This window comes from Gordonia sp. JH63, from assembly GCF_009856645.1.
GTDB classification, from domain to species: domain Bacteria; phylum Actinomycetota; class Actinomycetes; order Mycobacteriales; family Mycobacteriaceae; genus Gordonia; species Gordonia hongkongensis.
Map to the genome: position 1 here is coordinate 466,841 of NZ_CP047235.1, position 18,607 is coordinate 485,447.

The window sequence follows — 18,607 nt, forward strand, 5'->3', positions numbered from 1 at the left end:
GTTTCCGGTCAGTCGTCCGGTCTTCGGAGTTCGGTGACGATCACGCGGGCCACCTCTCCGATGGCGCGGTCGACCTCGGGTAGTGCCATCTCAGATCTCGCGCTCATCGTGAACACCGCGACCGCGATCGGCACTTCGCCGGGGAACTCGATGACGCCGATCTCGTTGCGAACGGCGACGAGCGTGCCCGTCTTACCCGCGACGCTCACCCGGCGGAACGGAAAGCCCGAAGCGAGGCGCGAGGTGAAGACCTGTTTCCTCATCGTCTGGCGAATGAACTCGCACGACGTCGCGGACGCTGCGCGATCGGTCCATATCGCGTCCAGCAGCGTCGTGCAGTCGCGCGGTGTCGCGGCACTGGAGTAGGCGGCGTCGTAGGCGCTGACCGAGGCGTCGAAGTCGGGATCGGCCAGGGCGGCGAACGCTTCGGCGACGGTGCTCGTGCCGGTCTCCCGCTGCAGACGTGCGTGCGATTCGGCGACACCACCGACGATGCGGGTGTGCGTGAGGCCGAGGTCGACCAGGTCGTCGTGGATCTGCGGCAGTCCGATGTGGGCGAGTATGACGTCGGCGGCGACGTTGTCCGAGACGGTCATCATCGAGGTGGCGAGGTCGCGCCAGGAAATGGTGACCGGGTCCGAGAACAGTGCGAGCCCGGTCGGGCCCTGAGCCCACCGAGTGGGATCGACCGAGATCGACGCCGTGAGATCGATGTCGCCGCGATCTGCCATGCGGCACAGGGAGACCAACACCGCGAGTTTGTAGACCGACGCGAGGACGACCGGGGTGTCGGCGTCGTGGCAGTACTCGACCGGCGTCGGCCCGATCGTCCGTACATGCACGCATCCCGAACAGCCGGCGTCGGCGAAGGTCTCGTGGACAGCGCGGTCGAGCTCGGTGCGGACCGACTCGGGCAGGGGCGCCGACGAGCTCACGTCGCCTTGCCGATCCGGTAGAGGGCGGCGGTGACGACCTCCGCCACCTCGCTGAGGCCGGGTTCGCGGTAGACGACGCGAAGGCGCAGCGCGGTGGCGTCCGGTCCGACGGTGAGACAGCGGACGGCATCGACCGCGGCGAGGACACCGCGATCGACGGTCAGCGCGAAGGCGTGCCCGGCAGCTACTGCGGCCAGTACCTGGTCGGCGGACGTCACCGGATTCAGCTGGGGGTCGAGGCCGGACTCTCGGAGCCGGTCGATCAGCTGGTCGTGCGCAGGCGGGTTGAACGACCGTGGTGTGTGGCAGAAGTGCAACCCCGCGAGTTGACGCAGGCGCGGCCGGTCGGCATCTGCTGTCGGATGCGAAGCGGGCACCACGATCGAACGCTTGAGGACGACGACCGGTCCGGTGGCCAACGACCCGGTGACGCAGGGCGCTTCGACGACCGCAAGGTCGAGTGACCCGGCCGACACCTGTTCGACAAGATTCACCGTCGAGGAGCTGACCGTGTCCTGTCCGGACGCGACCCCAGCGATGCGGCGTGCCAGCGTGGCCGTGATCGTCGGGCCGACCAGTGATGGGGTACCCCAACGCAATACCTCGGTACGCTCGTGGAGCCGACGGGCCTCGCCGACGAATCTCGAGGCGTCGTCGACGAGTAGACGTGCGCGCGGAAGCAGTTCGCTTCCGGCATCGGTGAGTTCGGCGCCGCGAGTGGTGCGTCGGATGAGCTGGAGTCCCAGCTGCTTCTCCAGGCGACGCAGACCCTGCGACACCGGCGGTTGTGTCATCTCCAAGCGCGCAGCGGCCTCGCCGAAGTGGCCCTCCTCGGCCACGGCGACGAAGAACCGTAGGTGCCTGATCAGATCCACGGGTTCCAGGATGGCATGGTCGACCCCGGGAACGGTTCAGCTGAGAAGTGGGCGAGTGTCACTCGTGGAACTCGCCTTTGGGTAACCGAGGGCGCGCAGTTGGCGGCCATTGTGTCGTAGTCGCGATTGTCCAAGTGGCCGGAGGAGTTGAGAAGTCCATCCATCTGCCGTGACCGAGGTACAGCGAGAACGCCTCTTCATCGGGAAAGTTGCCCATACGCAGGTAGAGCGTATGTCGCTCGGCGTCACCCCTGTACCAGCTGGCATCATTCGGATCGGCGACGAAGTGGATGACGGTGTTCATGGCCGACTCCAGGTTGGACACAACGGAGTGCCGGGTCACCATGTCGCTCTCAATCCTCGAGGTGGGCTGACACCACGATGTCCTGCACATGCGCCTGCACCGTCGGGTTGGCGGACGCGGTGGTGGCAGAACTCTGCAGCAGATACACCACGTTCGCTCGTTGATACAGGACGTTCTTGTTCACCAGATACCGCGACCGTCCCTCCGGGCCGACCCAGTGCCCGGCATGGATGGTTCCGCCTTCGGTGCGATCGCTGATCGGGTATCGGTCCGCCCGTTCCTCGATCCACCCGGGGAGGCTACGAGACTCCACGAAGGCGTGATCGAGCAGGTCATTCACGTCGACCGAAGAATCGACGATGAATCTCGTCAGGGCGATGGAGATCGTGTCACGACCGTCACGGTCCGCGTGAGCGGTGGCGACGTAGCGGTCGAGGAGGCCGCACCGTGCCGCTGCTGGGTCGCGTTGATACGCCGCGTGATCAACGTCCACCCGAACGATTCCGGCAACCGATCGGTGATCGGTCACTTTTGCCTGAGACACCGCCATTAGGCGTAGACGCTCACCGAGGGGGTCGAGATCAGACATTGGCGGCGCTCCTATTTTGATGGATCGCTCACAATATCCGTTGCCGCTCGGTCTTTTGCTGAGCGTTGACGGAGACGGGACATCGGCTAGAGAAGACCCGCAGGTCGGACGATGCGTTTGGACGACGTAGCGCGACCATAGTGCCTGACGCGGGGGCAGTATGCGTCGCATACCGGACCCAAATGCCCCAACTCGATATGTGACCGTGCACGATCCTGCACAACTCCGCAGTGGTCGACGTTGCGTTGACGGATCCGTTCCTGATCATCTGTCAGCGCAAGAACACCGCCGCCGAGTCGGCGAGGTCGAGCAGCGGTTGCGGAAAGATGCCGAGGGCCACGGTCGCGAGGGTGCACAGGGCGATACCGGTCGTCGTCAGCACACTGGGTTTGACCACGTGCGGGGCGCCGGAGGCGGGGACGTCGTCGAAGAACATGGCGACGATGATGCGGACGTAGACATAGGCGGCGATGGCGCTGCTGATGACGCCGATGACCACGAGGACGCCGCCGCCGGAACCGGCCGCGGCGGCGAAGACGTCGAATTTGGCGATGAAGCCACTGGTCAGCGGAATGCCCGCGAAGGAGAGCAGGTACACCGAGAACATGGCGCCCACCAGCGGGTAACGGCGCCCCAACCCCGACCACTGGGTGAGGTCGGTGGCCTCGCGGCCGGACAGGTGTGGGTTTCGCGGCAGCGGTGCCGTGCCGTGGATGGCGACTGCGCGGGCAGAGGGACCGGCGTCGGTGTCGGGCTCACGGATGACGGCGACGGTGGCGAAGGCGCCGAGAGTGGTGAACGCGTAGGCGGCGAGGTAGAACAGCGTGGCGCCGAGTCCGGCTTCGTCGAAGGCGATCAGGCCGAGCAGGATGAACCCGGCGTGCGCGATGGACGAGTACGCGAGCATCCGCTTGACGTCGTTCTGGGTCACCGCCATGACCGAGGCGATGACCATCGACGCGATGGCCACCGCCCACAACGCGGGTTCCCACTGCTCCCTCAGGCCCGGGAAGCCGACGTAGAAGACCCGGAGCAGCGCGCCGAAAGCGGCGACCTTGGTGGCGGCGGCCATGAATGCGGTGACCGGCGTCGGAGCGCCCTGATAGACATCCGGAATCCACGAATGGAACGGCACCGCACCCACTTTGAACAGCAGGCCGACGGCGAGCAGCGCCAGCCCGATGAGTGCCAGTGTCGTGTCACCGCCGCTGTCGGCGGTCGCCGAGATCGACGCACCGATCGTCGAGAGGTTCAGCGAACCCGTGGCGCCGTAGACGAAGGCCGCTCCGAACAGGAAGAACGCGGACGAGAACGCGCCCAGCAGAAAGTACTTCAGGGAGGCTTCCTGCGAGATGAGGCGCCGACGCCGGGCCAGTCCGCACAGCAGATACAGCGGGAGCGAGAACACCTCCAGCGCGATGAACATCGTGAGCAGGTCCCCACACGCCGGGAACAGCATCATCCCGCCCACCGCGAGCAGGGCCAGGGGAAAGACCTCGGTCGTCACCGCTCCGGCGCGGGTGGCCTCGAACTCGGCATCGGTGTTGGGTACCGAGGCGCCCGAGGGGGTGAACATGTCGGCGTCCACACCGCCCCCGGCCGGGCCGCCACGCGTGATCGCGTCGTCCCCGCCGCCGACCCCGGCGAGCCTTCGCATCGTCACCGGTGCGACCACTCGCTCGAGTCGGCGCTCGGCCATGAACCCGACGGCGATGACGGCGATGATCAGCAGCAGCCCTTGTAGATACAGTGCCGGTCGGTCGATCACGACCGCACCCGACATCGCGAACTCGCCGTTCGCGCCATCGTGTGTCTGCGCGACCGCCACCGCGATCAGGGCACCCAATCCGACGACCAACCCGCCGAGTGCGAGCGAGAGTTGCAGGGCATACCGCAGTCTGCGCGGCGCGAAGGCCTCGACCAGGACCCCGACGACCCCCACGCCGAAGACGATGAGCATCGGTGCGAGAGATGCGTATTCGACGCTGGGGGTGTCGATGGCGGCCAGCGTCATCGGACCGTCGACGAGGGTGGTCGATGTCATCAGTTGCCCTCCGGATCAGACTCGGCGACGGCTGGTTCGGGCGCCTCGACGCCGACAGTGGTGAGCGTTGCCTGGACCGCCGGATCGATCAGGTCGATCATCGGCTTCGGATACACCCCCAGCGCGATGAGCAGGGCGAGCAGCGGAGCGACGACCACGAGTTCGCGACCCGCCAGGTCCCGCATCGACGACAAGCGGTCGCCGGCCGGTTTCGTCGGTCCGCCCATCATCCGCTGATAAGTCCACAGGATGTAGATCGCCGACAGGACGAGCGCCGAGCAGGCGATCACCGCCGCCACCGGGTAGCGGGTGAAGGTGCCGATGAGAACCAGGAACTCGCTGATGAACGGGGCCAGCCCCGGGAGCGAGAGGGTGGCGAGCCCGGCGACGAGAAAGGTGCCGGCGAGGACGGGCGCGACCTTCTGCACGCCGCCGTAGTCGGCGATCAGGGTGCTCCCACGACGTGATACGAGGAAGCCGGCGATGAGGAACAGTGCGGCGGTGGAGATCCCGTGGTTGACCATGTAGAGCGTCGACCCGGTCTGGCCCTGGTCGGTCATCGCGAAGATGCCGAGGATGATGAAGCCGAAGTGCGAGATGGAGGTGTAGGCGATGAGCCGCATCACGTCGGTCTGGCCGATTGCCAGGACCGCGCCGTAGACGATGCTGACGACCGCGAGTCCGCAGACGAGCGGCGCGAAGTACTGGGATGCGTCCGGGAACAGCTGCATGCAGAATCGCAGCATCGCGAAGGTCCCGACCTTGTCGATCACGGCCATCATCAGCACCGCCGAGGCGGGCGTGGCGGCGACGGCGGCGTCGGGCAACCACGAATGCAACGGCCACAGCGGTGCTTTCACCGCGAAGGCGAACAGGAAGCCGAGGAACAGGAGTTTGGCCAACCCGGTCGAGTCGTCGATCTGTCCGCTCGCGACAGCTGCGGCGATGTCCGGCAGCGCGAACGTCCCGCCACCGTCTGGGCCCACCCCGTCCTGGGCGGTCACCACGTACAGTCCGATGACCGCGGCCAACAGAAGGAGTCCGCCGAAGAGGTTGTACAACAGGAACTTCACCGCGGCTGCCGATCGGTTGGGTCCGGTGCCGAACCCGCCGATCAGGAAGTACATCGGGATGAGCATCGCCTCGAAGAAGATGTAGAACAGCAGCACGTCGAGCGCGACGAAGCTCATCAGCACCATCGCCTCGGTGGCGAGGAACAGCGCCAGGTAGATGTGCGGGCCCTTCTGCGCGCGGCCACCCGAATTGTCCAGCGAGCCCGCCGACTCGGCATCGCGCCAGCCGGCCACGAGCAGCAGGGGCAGGAGCGCCGCGGTCAGCAGCACCAGGACGAGTCCGATGCCGTCGAGCCCCAGCGCATACCGCGTACCCAGCGCCGGTATCCAGCTGACGTCTTCGACGAACTGGTAGCGCTCCCCACCGGGATCGAAACCGGCCGCGAGACCGACCGAGAGGACGAGGACAGCCACGGACACCACGAGCGCGAACCATCTCGCCGCGGTCGCCCGGTGCGCCGGGACCGCGAGGACAAGGGCCGCGCCGCCGGCGGGCGCAACCCAGAGGATGGTCAACCAGGGGATGCTCACAGGACGTTCACCGCCATCACCAGGGCCACGATCACGGTGGTACCCGCGAACATCGACAAGGCATACGACCGGACATAACCGTTCTGCCACCCGCGTATTCGACGCGACGCGCCGGTCACCGCATCACCGACACCACTGGTGAGCGCGTCGACGCCGTCGGACTCGACCGCGACGAGGCCGGCGGTGACCCGCTGACCCGGCCGCATCAGCAGCTCCTCGTTGACGGCGTCGCCGTACAGATCGCGGCGAGCGGCGACGGTGAGCACCGATACGTCCTCGGGCGCGGTCACCGGCACCGGTCGAGTCGCGTACTGACGGTAGGCGACAGCCACGCCGACGGCGACCACGAGCAGGATGATCGCCGTCATGGCCCACACCGGGAGGAGATGGTGCTCGGTGTGTCCTCCGACAACGGGTTCGAGCCACGTCTCCAGCGACCCGCCGATGGCCAGCAGGCCGCCCGATGCAACGGAGCCGAGCGCGATCAGGATCATCGGGCCGGTCATGACACGCGGCGACTCGTGCGGGTGAGGTGCCGGCGCGTGCGTGCCGTCGTGCCAACGCTTCTCGCCGAAGAAGGTGAGCAACATGACCCGGGTCATGTAGAACGCGGTGATCCCAGCGCCGAGAAGTGCTGCGCCACCGAGGATCAGACCTTTCGCTCCACCGGCGCCGAACGCGGCCTCGATGATGTGGTCCTTCGAGTAGAAGCCCGCGAACGGCGGCACACCGATGATCGCGAGATACCCGACACCGAAGGTGACGAACGTGATCGGCATGAGGGTGCGCAATCCGCCGTAGCGGCGCATGTCGGTCTCGTCGTTCATCCCGTGCATCACCGATCCCGCACCGAGGAACAGCCCCGCCTTGAAGAAGCCGTGGGTGAGCAGGTGCATGATGGCGAACGCGTAACCCGCCGGACCGAGCCCGGCGGCCAGGACCATGTACCCGATCTGGCTCATCGTCGACGCGGCGAGCGCCTTCTTGATGTCGTCCTTCGCGCAACCGATGACGGCGCCGAACAGCAGGGTGACCGCGCCGACGACCACGACCCCGACCTGGGCGGCGGGGGCGAGGTCGAAGATCGGGCCCGAGCGCACGATGAGGTAGACGCCTGCGGTCACCATGGTCGCGGCGTGGATCAGCGCCGACACCGGCGTCGGGCCCTCCATCGCGTCGCCCAGCCACGACTGCAGCGGCACCTGCGCCGACTTGCCGCATGAGGCGAGAAGAAGCACGAAACCCAGTGCGGTGAGTGTCGTCTCGCCCGCCTGGGAGGCACCGTCGAACACCGCGGTGAAGGCCACTGAGCCAAAGGTGGCGAACATGATCATCAGGGCGACAGCGAGTCCGATGTCGCCGACCCGGTTGACGACGAATGCCTTCTTGGCCGCGGTGGCCGCCGACGGCTTGTGCTGCCAGAAACCGATCAGCAGGTACGACGCGAGTCCGACGCCTTCCCAGCCGAGGTAGAGACCCAGGTAGTTGTCGGCCAGGACCAGGACGAGCATGGCCGCGAGAAACAGGTTGAGGTAGGCGAAGAATCGGCGACGATCCGGATCGTGCTGCATGTAGCCGATCGAATAGACGTGGATGAGCGAGCCGACGCCGGTGATCAGCAGGACGAAGCACATCGACAGCTGGTCGAGGAGAAACCCGAAGTCGACCTGGAGCTCGCCCACCGGTACCCAACTGAACAGGACGTCCGACACGACGCGGTCGTCGGCAGATCGGGACACCATGCCGATGAACATGATCAGCGCCACCGCGAACGACGCGATCGCGAGGCCCGTCCCGAGCAAATGCCCCCACCGGTCCGTGGCGCGACCACCGAGAAGGAGGATCGCCGCACCCAGAAGCGGCAGAGCCGGTATCAGCCAGAGCAATGACGCAGTGAGTTCGGCGTTCACCAATCCTCCTCTACCTCTTCAGCAGATCCGCGTCGTCGACCGACGCCGAGCGGCGTGATCGGAAGATGGTCATGATGATCGCCAGCCCGACCACCACTTCCGCCGCGGCGACGACCATGGTGAAGAACGCGATGACCTGGCCGTCGAACGACTGGTTCATCCGGGCGAAGGTGACGAAGGCGAGGTTGGCCGCATTGAGCATGAGCTCGACGCACATGAACACGACGATCGCGTTGCGTCGCAGCAGTACTCCGGCCGCGCCGATGGTGAACAGCAGCGCTGCGAGGTAGAGGTAGTTCTCCGGGTTCACCGGTCGGTCCCCGGGTCGTCGGCCGGGCGGGTGCGGAGTGTCCGCGCGGCCAGGATGGCGTTGACCGACAGGTCCGACGGCGACCCGTCGGGCAGACGGGCCGGCACGTCGACCGCGTTGTGTCGCGCGTAGACCCCGGGTGTCGGCAGCGGGGTCAGGTTGACCCCACTGCGGAACCGCGCCTGCGACAGTTCTTTCTGGGTGAGTCGTGGGCCGAAACGCTCCCGGTGCGCGAGCACCATGGCGCCGAGCGTGGCGGCGATGAGGAGGGCTCCGGTGAGCTCGAACGCCCACAGGTAGCGGACGAAGATCAGCTCGGCGATGGCCTCCACACCGGCGTCGCTCTGCGCGGCCACCACGTCGGGGTTGGTGGCACCGGTGACGACACCGACGGTGGCGCTGCCGATCCCGGCGATCAACAGGATCCCGAAGCCGACACCGAGCAACACCGCGGACAGTCGCTGGCCGCGCAGGGTCTCCCGCAGTGAGTCCGACGAGTCGACGCCGATCAGCATGATGACGAACAGGAACAGCATCATCACCGCACCGGTGTACACGACCACCTGCACCACGCCCAGGAACAGCGCCCCCTGCGCGACGTAGAAGACGGCCAGCACGATCATCGTGGTGGCCAGGAAGATCGCCGAGTAGACGGCCTTGGTGGCGAAGACGACACCCAGCGCACCGGCAACCGCGACGGCCCCGAGAACCCAGAACTGGATCGCCTCACCGGTGGAGGTTCGCACCACCTCGTCGGCGAGCCACAGGGTGCCACCGGAAGTCATGACCGCGGCTCGCGTCTGGTCGGGACAGTCGGATCGGGCAGGGCGACCCGCCCGTCGGACGTCACCTCGCCCCGGTAGTAGTTCTCCTCGGTGGAGCCCGGCGCCATCGCGTGCGGCGGCGCGTCGACGCCGGGCTGCAGCGGGGCCAGCAGACGGTCCTTCTCGTAGATGAGGTCGGCGCGATTGTCATCGGCGAGTTCGTAGTCGTTGGTCATCGTGAGCGCGCGCGTGGGGCACGCCTCGATGCAGAGCCCGCAACCGATGCACCGCAGATAGTTGATCTGGTAGACGCGCCCGTACCGTTCGCCGGGCGAGTAGCGCTCGTCGGGTGTGTTGTCGGCGCCCTCCACATAGATGGCGTCAGCCGGGCACGCCCACGCGCACAGCTCGCACCCGATGCACTTCTCGAGACCGTCGGGGTGCCGATTCAGTTGATGGCGACCGTGATAGCGCGCTGCGGTCGGCCGTTTCTGCTCGGGGTACTGCTCCGTGATTGTGGGTTGGAACATGCCGCCGAAGGTGACGCGCAATCCGCTCACCGGTTTCAGGAAGTCAGGCATCGGTGGTCTCCCTCACGGTGCTGGGCATCGGCGGCACGGGGAATCCGCCGGCCATCGGGTCGAACTCGTCGGGTGCGGCGGACGGGTCTGCGGAGTCCTGCGTCGGGTCCGGGATGTCGGGGACCCGCATCAACCGCCACACCGCGTAGGCGATGAGCCCGGTGACGACGAGTCCGGCGCCGGCGGAGACCAGCGCGCGGGTGAGGTCGGCGTCCTCGCCGGCGAAGGCGGCGCGGATGATCGCGACGACCATCACCCAGGTGAGAGAGATGGGGATCAGGACCTTCCAACCCAGATTCATGAACTGGTCGTACCGCAAGCGCGGCAGACTGGTTCGCAGCCAGATGAACACGAACAGGAACGCCCACACCTTGAGCGTGAACCAGAGAACGGGCCACCAACCGGAATTCGCCCAGTCGAACGTGCTCAGCGGCCACGGCGCCTGCCAACCGCCGAGGAACAGAGTGGTGGCGAGCGCGGAGACGGTGACCATGTTGATGTACTCGGCGAGCATGAACATGGCGAACTTCAACGACGAGTACTCGGTGTGAAACCCGCCGACCAGCTCACCCTCGGCCTCGGGCAGATCGAAAGGCGCCCGGTTGGTCTCGCCGACCATCGAGATGGCGTAGATGACGAACGAGGGCAACAGCAGCAACACGTACCAGTGGTGTTCCTGGGCGGCAACGATTCCCGACGTCGACATGGTCGCGGCGTCGAGGAACACCGCGGCGAAGGTGAGTCCCATCGCAATCTCGTACGAGATGACCTGTGCCGTCGAGCGGAGTCCGCCGAGCAGCGGATAGGTCGAGCCCGACGACCAGCCGGCCAGCACGATCCCGTAGACACCCACCGACGTGACCGCCAGGACATACAGCACCCCGACGGGGAGATCGGTGAGCTGCAACGGAGTCTGGTGACCGAAGACCGACACCATCGGCCCGAACGGGATGACCGCGAAGGCCATCACCGCCGGGACGACCGCGATGATCGGTGCCAGCAGATAGATCACCTTGTCGACGCCGGTGGGGATGATCCCCTCCTTGAGTGCGAGTTTCACGCCGTCGGCAAGGCTCTGCAAGATTCCCTTGGGGCCGACCCGATTCGGCCCGAGGCGGGTCTGCATGCGTGCCATGATCTTTCGCTCGAGCAGGATGGCGATGAGCGGATTGAGCACAAGGAACACGAACACGGCCAGCGCCTTGGCGACGACGAGCCAGATCGGGTCCTGGCCGAAGTCGTCGAGGGTCGGGAAGTCGGTGGCGAGGTTCACGCGGCACCCCCTGCGGCGTCGGTGGCGTCGACCGGGGCCGGCGCGAGGGCCACGAGGTCACCCTCCTGCGCGCGAAGCGTGGCGTGGACGTGCGAGCCGGGAGAGAACAGCGGGAGCCAGACGACCCGATCCGGCATGTCGGTGATCTCCACCGGCAGAACGATGGCGCCGTCGGCGGTGCTGACGCGCAGGAGGTCGCCCGACCCGACACCGGCTTCGGCGGCGGTCGACGGCGCGAGCCGGGCCACCGGCGGGCGGGCGGTGCCGGCGAGGTGCGGTTCCCCGTCTTGCATCCGGCCGTCGTCGAGCAGCGTGTGCCACCCCGCCAGCACCGCCTGGCCGGCAGCCGGGTCGGGCTGGGGCCTGTCAGCGGCGTCGATGGGGGCCCGCCGGCCGGACCATGCGCCGATGCGTCGCAGGTCGATGTGGATGGTCGGGACGTCGGCGCACCGCAGGTCGACACCCATCTGCCGGGCGATCGCGTCAAGGATGCGGTGGTCGGACAGGTGGCCCGAGTCCGTCAGGGCGGTGGTGAAGCTCCGCGGGCGGCCCTCCCAGTCGACGAACGTGCCCTCCTTCTCCGCGACGGCAGCCACCGGGAAGACCACGTTCGCGCAGCGTGTGGCGGCGCTGCGGCGTTGCTCGAGGCTGACGACGAACGGTGCGGCGGTCAGCGCCTCGGTCGCCGCGACGGGGTCGGGGAGGTCGTCGACGTCGACGCCGCCGATCACCAGCGAGAGCCCGTGATAGCGCGCGGCGTCGATGATCCCGGCGGTGTCGCGTCCGGGCCGCGGGGCGAGATCGGTGCCCCAGATCTCCGACACCGCCGTACGGGCGTCCTCGTCGTCGAGTGGCCGGCCGCCGGGTAGCAGGCCCGGCAAGGCGCCCGCTTCGAGCGCGCCTCGTTCGCCGGCGCGGCGCGGAATCCAGGCCAGCCGGGCGCCGGTGCGGTCGGCCAGTGCCGCGACTGCGGCCAACGCGCCGGGCCGGGTGGCCAGCCGTTCACCGACGAGGATGACCGAGCCGGCGGGCCGCAGGTGCGCGGTCACCTCCTCCGATTGCAGCACCTGTGCCTCGCTGCCGGGAACGGACCGGAAGACCGCGGCGTCGAGTTTGGTGGCGCCGCGGCTCGCGAACGGGGCGACCGTCGCGACGCGCTGCCCGGCGGTGCGTACTGCCCGCCGGAGACGGAGGAAGACGATCGGGGACTCTTCCTCGGGTTCGAAACCGGCGAGCAGCACCGCGGGTGCGGCGGACAGGTCGTCGTAGGTGGTCGCGAGTCCGTGACCGGCGATGCGCGCGGCGAGGAAGGCGGCCTCCTCGGTGCTGTGGCTTCGGGCGCGGAAGTCGATGTCGTTGGTGTGCAACACGGTTCGCGCGAAGCGGGAGTACGCGTAGGCGTCCTCCACGGTCAACCGGCCACCCGTGAGTACACCGACGTTGCCCGGTGAACGGGTCAATCCCTCGGCCGCCGCGCGCACGGCGTCGGCCCACGACACCTCACGGAGATCGCCGTGCCGGTCCCGGACGAGCGGGGCGGTGATCCGGTCGGGCGACGACGTGTAGGCGAACGCCCATCGCCCCTTGTCGCAGTTCCACTCCGAGTTGACCTCGGGATCGTCACCGGCCAGCCGGCGCAGCACCTTTCCACGGCGGTGATCGGTGCGCTGGGCGCATCCACTCGCACAGTGTTCGCACACGCTCGGCGTCGACACCAGGTCGAACGGCCGGGCGCGGAACCGGTACTGCGCCCCCGTCAGCGCACCGACGGGGCAGATCTGCACGGTGTTGCCGGAGAAGTAGGAGTCGAACGGTTCGTCGGCGTAGATGCTGACCTGTTGTAGCGCACCGCGATCCGCGAGCTCGATGAGCGGATCACCCGCGACCTGTGTGGAGAACCGGGTGCAGCGGGCACACAACACACATCGCTCCCGGTCGAGCAGGACCTCCGACGACAACGGGACCGGCTTGGTGAAGGTCCGCTTGACGCCGTCGAACCGCGACTCGGAACGGCCGGCCGACATCGCCTGGTTCTGCAGCGGGCACTCACCGCCCTTGTCGCATACCGGGCAGTCCAGCGGGTGGTTGATCAGGAGGAGTTCCATCACCCCGCGTTGCGCTCCCGCCGCGATCTCCGAGCTGAGCTGCGTCCGCACCACCATCCCCTCGGTGGCCACCGTCGTGCATGATGCGAGCGGTTTGCGCTGCCCCTCGACCTCGACGAGACACTGCCGGCAGGCACCGACCGGTTCGAGGAGCGGATGGTCGCAGAAGCGCGGGATCATGATGCCGATCTGTTCGGCCGCGCGGATCACCAACGTGCCCTTGGGTACCCGGACGGCGCGACCGTCGATGGTGATGCCGACCAGGTTGTCGGTCGCGGCCGCCGGGTCGCTCCCGTGGGTGAGTGTCATCGGACGCCTCCTGCCCAGACGGTCGAGCGTGAATGGTCGAACGGGCACCCGTGGTCGAGGTGGGCGAGGTACTCGTCGCGGAAGTACTTCAGCGACGACACGATCGGGCTGCCCGCTCCGTCCCCGAGCGCGCAGAACGACTTCCCGACGATGCTGTTGGTGACATCGGCGAGGGTGTCGAGGTCCGCGGCGGTTCCGCCCTCGTGCTCCAGCCGGTGCAGCAGTTGCACCAGCCAGTACGTGCCCTCGCGGCACGGGGTGCATTTGCCGCAGGACTCGTGTTCGTAGAACTCCGTCCACCGCAGGACCGCGCCGACGACACAGGTCGTCTCGTCGAAGATCTGCAGGGCCTTGGTGCCCAGCATCGAACCGGCCGCGCCGACGCCCTCGTAGTCGAGCGGGACGTCGAGGTGCTCCGGCGTCAGGAGTGGTGTCGACGACCCGCCCGGTGTCCAGAACTTCAGCTCGTGCCCGGCGCGCACCCCGCCCGCCCGGTCGAGTAGTTGCCGTAACGAAACCCCAAGTGGCGCTTCGTATTGTCCGGGACGCGTCACATGACCCGACAGCGAGTAGAGGGTGAACCCGGGTGACTTCTCGGTGCCCATGGACCGGAACCAGTCGACGCCGTTGCGGATGATCGCCGGGACGCTCGCGATCGACTCCACGTTGTTCACGACCGTCGGACTCGCGTACAGTCCGGCAACCGCCGGGAAGGGCGGGCGCAGACGCGGTTGTCCCCGCCGGCCCTCGAGCGAATCGAGCAGGGCGGTTTCCTCGCCGCAGATGTAGGCGCCCGCGCCGGCGTGGACGACCAGTTCGAGATCGAAGCCGGATCCCAGGATGTCCGTGCCGAGGTAGCCTGCGGCGTAGGCCTCGTCGACGGCGGTGCGCAGTCGACGGAGAACCGAGGCGACTTCGCCGCGCACGTAGATGAACGCGTGGTGCGCGCGGATGGCATACGCCGCGATGATCACGCCTTCGACGAGCGTGTGGGGCGACGCGAGCATCAGCGGCATGTCCTTGCACGTGCCCGGCTCGGATTCGTCGGCGTTGACCACGAGATAGTGCGGGACCGACGGGTCGGTCTGCGTGGAATCCTGCTGGGGAATGAACGACCACTTCATCCCGACCGGGAAGCCCGCGCCGCCTCGGCCACGGAGACCGGAGGCCTTGACCGTCTCGATGATGTCGTCGGGGGGAGTGGTCAGTGCGGTCGACAACGCTCGATAACCGTTGTGGCGCAGATAGTTGTCCAGGGTCCAGGATTGCGGTTCGTCCCAGTGGCGGGACAGGATCGGGGTCTCGGGGGGTTCGGGTTCGGGGTCGGGTTGTGGTGGTTGCGAGGTGGCTTCGACTCGGCTCCTCGCTGCGCTCGGTGCCGGCTCAACCAGCGGAGAAGGTGCCGGCTCAACCAGCGGAGAGGGTGGTTGCGAGGTGGCTTCGACTCGGCGCCTCGCTTCGCTCGGTGCCGGCTCAACCAGCGGAGAAGGGGGCGGCTCAACCAGCGGAGAGGGTGGTTGCGAGGTGGCTTCGACTCGGCTCCTCGCTGCGCTCGGTGCCGGCTCAACCAGTGGAGAAGGTGCCGGCTCAACCAGCGGAGGGGGTGGTTGCGAGGTGGCTTCGACTCGGCTCCTCGCTTCGCTCGGTGCCGGCTCAACCAGCGGAGGGGAGGGCTCAGCCAGCGGCGGGGTGGGCTGAACCAGCGGAGGGGCGCTCGGTGCCGGCTCAACCAGCGGAGGACGGGCCCCGGCGAGGTCGCGTTCGGTCTCGCGGAACGATCGCACGGGGCCGGTACCGCGAGCCGGGGTGACCTCGACACCGGCGCGAAGGTCCTCGATGAGCTCGATGGTCGACTCCGGGGTCTGGTCGTCGAAGAACTCCCAGTTGACCATCACCACCGGCGCGAAGTCGCAGGCCGCATTGCATTCGACGTGTTCGACGGTGATGCGGTGGTCGGCCGTCGTGTCCCCGGGTTCCACGCCCAGGTGCTCGCAGACCGAACGGAGGATCTCGTCGCCACCCAGGGTCGCGCACAGAGTGTTCGTGCAGACCCCGACGAGGTACTCGCCGGTGGGTGTGCGCCGGTACATGGAGTAGAAGGTGGCGACCGAGGCCACCTGTGCGGGGGTCAGATCCAGCTGTGCGGCACAGAATTCGATGCCGGCACGTGTGAGTCGGCCGTCGTGGGACTGCACCAGGTGCAGCAGCGGCAGCAGCGCCGACCGCGCCTGCGGATAGCGCGCGATGATCGGAAGCGCTTCTGCGGTCAGCTGTTCGATGACCTCGTCGGGGTAACCGGCCGGGCCGTCGAAGGTGATCGGTGGGACGGGTGCTCCGTGCGCCGGCGCCGACCCCTCCGGCGGGGGTGCGGTGCTCAGGTCCACGAACACGGGATCGGTCATCGGTCCACGCCTCCCATCACGGGGTCGATGCTGGCCACCGCCGTGATGACGTCGGCCACCATCCCCCCTTCGCACATCGCCGCGACGGCCTGCAGATTCGTGAACGACGGGTCGCGGAAGTGGACGCGGTACGGCCGAGTGCCGCCGTCGCTGACCATGTGCACGCCGAGCTCGCCCCGCGGTGATTCGACGGCGACGTAGCACTGGCCGGCCGGGACGCGCATCCCCTCGGTGACGAGTTTGAAGTGGTGGATGAGGGCTTCCATGGAGGTGCCCATGATCCGGGCGATGTGCTCGGGCGAGTTGCCCAGTCCGTCCGGTCCGAGCGCGAGGTCGGCCGGCCAGGCGAGCTTGCGGTCGGCGACCATCACCGGCCCCGGCCGGAGCCGTTCCAGGCACTGCTCCACGATGCGGATCGACTCGCGCATCTCGCGCACGCGGATCAGGTAGCGGCCGTAGGAGTCGCAGGTGTCCTCGGTGATGACGTCGAACTCGTAGTTCTCGTAGCCGCAGTACGGCTCGGCGCGGCGCAGGTCGTGGGGGTAGCCGGTGGACCGCAGCACCGGACCGGTGATCCCGAGTGCCATGCAACCGGTGAGGTCGAGATAACCGACGCCCTGGGTCCGCGCCTTCCAGATGTAGTTGTCGTTCAGCAGGTCTCCGAGTTCGTCCAGGCGGCCGGGGAGCTGTCGGATGACCTCGGCGACCCGGTCGATGCCATCCTCCGGCAGGTCCTGTGCGACACCTCCGGGGCGGATGTAGGCGTGGTTCATCCGCAGGCCGGTGATGAGTTCGAAGAGGTCGAGAATCATCTCCCGCTCGCGGAAACCGAGGAACATCGCCGTCACGGCACCGAGTTCCATTCCGCCGGTGGCCAGCGCGACGAGATGGCTGGAGATGCGGTTGAGCTCCATCAGCATCACCCGGATGACGGTGGCGCGTTCCGGGATGTCGTCGGTGATACCGAGGAGCTTCTCCACGCCGAGACAGTAGGCGGTCTCGTTGAAGAACGGTGACAAGTAGTCCATCCGGGTGACGAACGTGACGCCCTGCGTCCAGTTGCGGTACTCGAGGTTTTTCTCGATCCCGGTGTGCAGGTAGCCGATTCCGCAGCGGGCCTCGGTGACGGTCTCGCCTTCGATCTCGAGGATCAGGCGCAGGACGCCGTGCGTCGACGGGTGTTGCGGACCCATGTTGACGACGATGCGTTCGTCTCCCGGTTGCTGCTCGGCGCGGGTACGGACGTCGGACACGATCGAGTCCCAGTCCTGTCCCGACACGGTGTAGGTGTGCGTATGGGTGTCGGTCATCAGTTGTACGACCTCCTCCGGTCCGGCGGGTCGACGCGGGTTCCCTTGTATTCCACCGGGACTCCGCCGAGCGGGTAGTCCTTGCGCTGGGGGTGGCCCTCCCAGTCGTCGGGCATCTCGATCCGGGTCAGTGAGCGATGGCCGTCGAAGACGATGCCGAAGAAGTCGTAGGTCTCGCGTTCGTGCCAGTCATTGGTGGGGTAGATGTCGCAGATGCTCGGGATGTGCGGGTCGGCATCGGGCGCCGCGACCTCGAGACGGACGCGACGCCCGTGGGTCAGGGAGGCCAGCGGATAGATGGCATGGAGTTCGCGGCCCGGGTCGCCGGGATAGTGGACCCCGCTCACGCCGAGGCAGAGTTCGAATCGCAACGCGGGCGCGTTGCGCAGAGTCAGTGCGACGGCGGGAAGGTGCTGTCGTACAACGTGGATGGTCATCTCGCCCCGGAAGACCACGACCTTCTCGATCGCGTCGTCGTAGCCGTCGCCCATCTCGTGGAGCAGACAGTCGGCGATTTCGTCGAAATACCCGCCGTAGGGTCGGGACGTACTGGGCGGCAGCGTGACCGGCCGGACCAGGCCGCCGTACCCCGACGTGTCGCCGGTTCCGGGCGGACCGAACAACCCGTGTCGGACGCCGATCTGCTCCGCGTCGTGCGGTGGGGGTGCCGGGTTCTCGGGGTCCTGATGGCCTGCGGGCGTGGTCATCGGAGCAACCCCTTCAGCTCGATCGTCGGGGTGGCCTGGAGGGCGGCACGTTCGGCCGCCCAGATGGCCTCCTCGCGATTGACACCGAGCGGCATCTCCTGGATCTTCTCGTGCAGCTTCAGGATGGCGTGCAGCAACATCTCCGGGCGTGGCGGGCAGCCCGGCAGGTAGATGTCGACAGGGACCACGTGATCGACGCCCTGGACGATCGCGTAGTTGTTGAACATCCCGCCCGACGACGCGCAGACCCCCATGGCGAGAACCCATTTGGGTTCCGGCATCTGGTCGTAGATCTGACGGAGGACGGGGGCCATCTTCTGGCTGACGCGGCCGGCGACGATCATGAGATCGGCCTGTCGCGGCGACGCCCGGAACGCCTCCATGCCGAACCGGGCGAGGTCGTACCGTCCCGAGGTGGTGGCCATCATCTCGATGGCGCAGCAGGCCAGCCCGAAAGTCGCCGGCCAGAGCGAGCCCTTGCGCATGAACCCGGCCAGATCCTCGACGGTACTCAGCAGGAATCCGCTGGGGAGTCGTTCCTCGAGTCCCATGGGTGACCTCCTTGCCGTATCGGATCGGTGAAAA

16 protein-coding genes are annotated in these 18,607 nt (G+C 67.5%); all 16 read right to left on the minus strand.

Going from position 1 to position 18,607, the window contains the following annotated elements; all coding sequences use genetic code 11:
- Positions 1 to 8 precede the first annotated feature (8 nt).
- The 16 genes from GR168_RS02025 to GR168_RS02105 all read right to left on the minus strand — a co-directional run bounded on the left by GR168_RS02025 (position 9) and on the right by GR168_RS02105 (position 18,573).
- Complete coding sequence (locus GR168_RS02025; protein ID WP_065631178.1) at positions 9 to 935, minus strand: serine hydrolase; 927 nt, start codon at positions 933 to 935, stop codon at positions 9 to 11.
- Positions 932 to 1,810: a LysR family transcriptional regulator gene (locus tag GR168_RS02030; RefSeq protein WP_159369886.1), complete on the minus strand. Its 879-nt coding sequence runs from the start codon at positions 1,808 to 1,810 to the stop codon at positions 932 to 934. The genes GR168_RS02025 and GR168_RS02030 overlap by 4 nt, the downstream gene beginning before the upstream one ends.
- Positions 1,811 to 1,868: 58 nt before the next feature.
- A complete protein-coding gene (locus GR168_RS02035) occupies positions 1,869 to 2,114 on the minus strand; it encodes a hypothetical protein (protein ID WP_223259070.1) in 246 nt (81 codons plus the stop codon).
- A 49-nt stretch (positions 2,115 to 2,163) separates the two neighbouring features.
- The gene (locus tag GR168_RS02040) at positions 2,164 to 2,607 is read right to left on the minus strand and encodes an LpqN/LpqT family lipoprotein (protein ID WP_159369887.1); all 444 of its coding nucleotides are present in this window, start codon (positions 2,605 to 2,607) and stop codon (positions 2,164 to 2,166) included.
- Between the two features lie 367 nt (positions 2,608 to 2,974).
- Positions 2,975 to 4,747, minus strand: coding sequence for an NADH-quinone oxidoreductase subunit NuoN (gene nuoN, locus GR168_RS02045; protein WP_159369888.1), 1,773 nt, complete (start codon positions 4,745 to 4,747; stop codon positions 2,975 to 2,977).
- Entirely contained in the window at positions 4,747 to 6,351 is a 1,605-nt protein-coding gene (locus tag GR168_RS02050) for an NADH-quinone oxidoreductase subunit M (protein ID WP_159369889.1), read from the minus strand. The genes nuoN and GR168_RS02050 overlap by 1 nt, the downstream gene beginning before the upstream one ends.
- Positions 6,348 to 8,261, minus strand: coding sequence for an NADH-quinone oxidoreductase subunit L (gene nuoL, locus GR168_RS02055; RefSeq protein WP_159369890.1), 1,914 nt, complete (start codon positions 8,259 to 8,261; stop codon positions 6,348 to 6,350). The genes GR168_RS02050 and nuoL overlap by 4 nt, the downstream gene beginning before the upstream one ends.
- Positions 8,262 to 8,271: 10 nt before the next feature.
- The gene (gene nuoK, locus GR168_RS02060) at positions 8,272 to 8,571 is read right to left on the minus strand and encodes an NADH-quinone oxidoreductase subunit NuoK (protein ID WP_058251017.1); all 300 of its coding nucleotides are present in this window, start codon (positions 8,569 to 8,571) and stop codon (positions 8,272 to 8,274) included.
- Positions 8,568 to 9,356, minus strand: coding sequence for an NADH-quinone oxidoreductase subunit J (locus tag GR168_RS02065; RefSeq protein WP_137810097.1), 789 nt, complete (start codon positions 9,354 to 9,356; stop codon positions 8,568 to 8,570). Before GR168_RS02065 ends, nuoK begins: the two co-directional genes overlap by 4 nt.
- The gene (nuoI, locus tag GR168_RS02070; RefSeq protein ID WP_137810096.1) at positions 9,353 to 9,916 is read right to left on the minus strand and encodes an NADH-quinone oxidoreductase subunit NuoI; all 564 of its coding nucleotides are present in this window, start codon (positions 9,914 to 9,916) and stop codon (positions 9,353 to 9,355) included. The genes GR168_RS02065 and nuoI overlap by 4 nt, the downstream gene beginning before the upstream one ends.
- Positions 9,909 to 11,189 carry an NADH-quinone oxidoreductase subunit NuoH gene (gene nuoH / locus GR168_RS02075; protein WP_068972607.1) on the minus strand — a complete coding sequence of 427 codons (1,281 nt, stop codon included), beginning with the start codon at positions 11,187 to 11,189 and terminating at the stop codon, positions 9,909 to 9,911. The genes nuoI and nuoH overlap by 8 nt, the downstream gene beginning before the upstream one ends.
- Entirely contained in the window at positions 11,186 to 13,603 is a 2,418-nt protein-coding gene (locus tag GR168_RS02080) for an NADH-quinone oxidoreductase subunit G (RefSeq protein WP_065631170.1), read from the minus strand. The genes nuoH and GR168_RS02080 overlap by 4 nt, the downstream gene beginning before the upstream one ends.
- On the minus strand, positions 13,600 to 16,005 hold the full coding sequence (gene nuoF / locus GR168_RS23825) for an NADH-quinone oxidoreductase subunit NuoF (RefSeq protein WP_238994999.1): 2,406 nt from the start codon (positions 16,003 to 16,005) through the stop codon (positions 13,600 to 13,602). Before nuoF ends, GR168_RS02080 begins: the two co-directional genes overlap by 4 nt.
- A complete protein-coding gene (nuoD, locus tag GR168_RS02095) occupies positions 16,002 to 17,315 on the minus strand; it encodes an NADH dehydrogenase (quinone) subunit D (RefSeq protein ID WP_065631169.1) in 1,314 nt (437 codons plus the stop codon). Before nuoD ends, nuoF begins: the two co-directional genes overlap by 4 nt.
- A complete protein-coding gene (locus tag GR168_RS02100) occupies positions 17,315 to 18,022 on the minus strand; it encodes an NADH-quinone oxidoreductase subunit C (protein WP_065631168.1) in 708 nt (235 codons plus the stop codon). The genes nuoD and GR168_RS02100 overlap by 1 nt, the downstream gene beginning before the upstream one ends.
- Entirely contained in the window at positions 18,019 to 18,573 is a 555-nt protein-coding gene (locus GR168_RS02105; RefSeq protein ID WP_004021558.1) for an NADH-quinone oxidoreductase subunit B, read from the minus strand. The genes GR168_RS02100 and GR168_RS02105 overlap by 4 nt, the downstream gene beginning before the upstream one ends.
- Between the last annotated feature and the right edge of the window lie 34 nt (positions 18,574 to 18,607).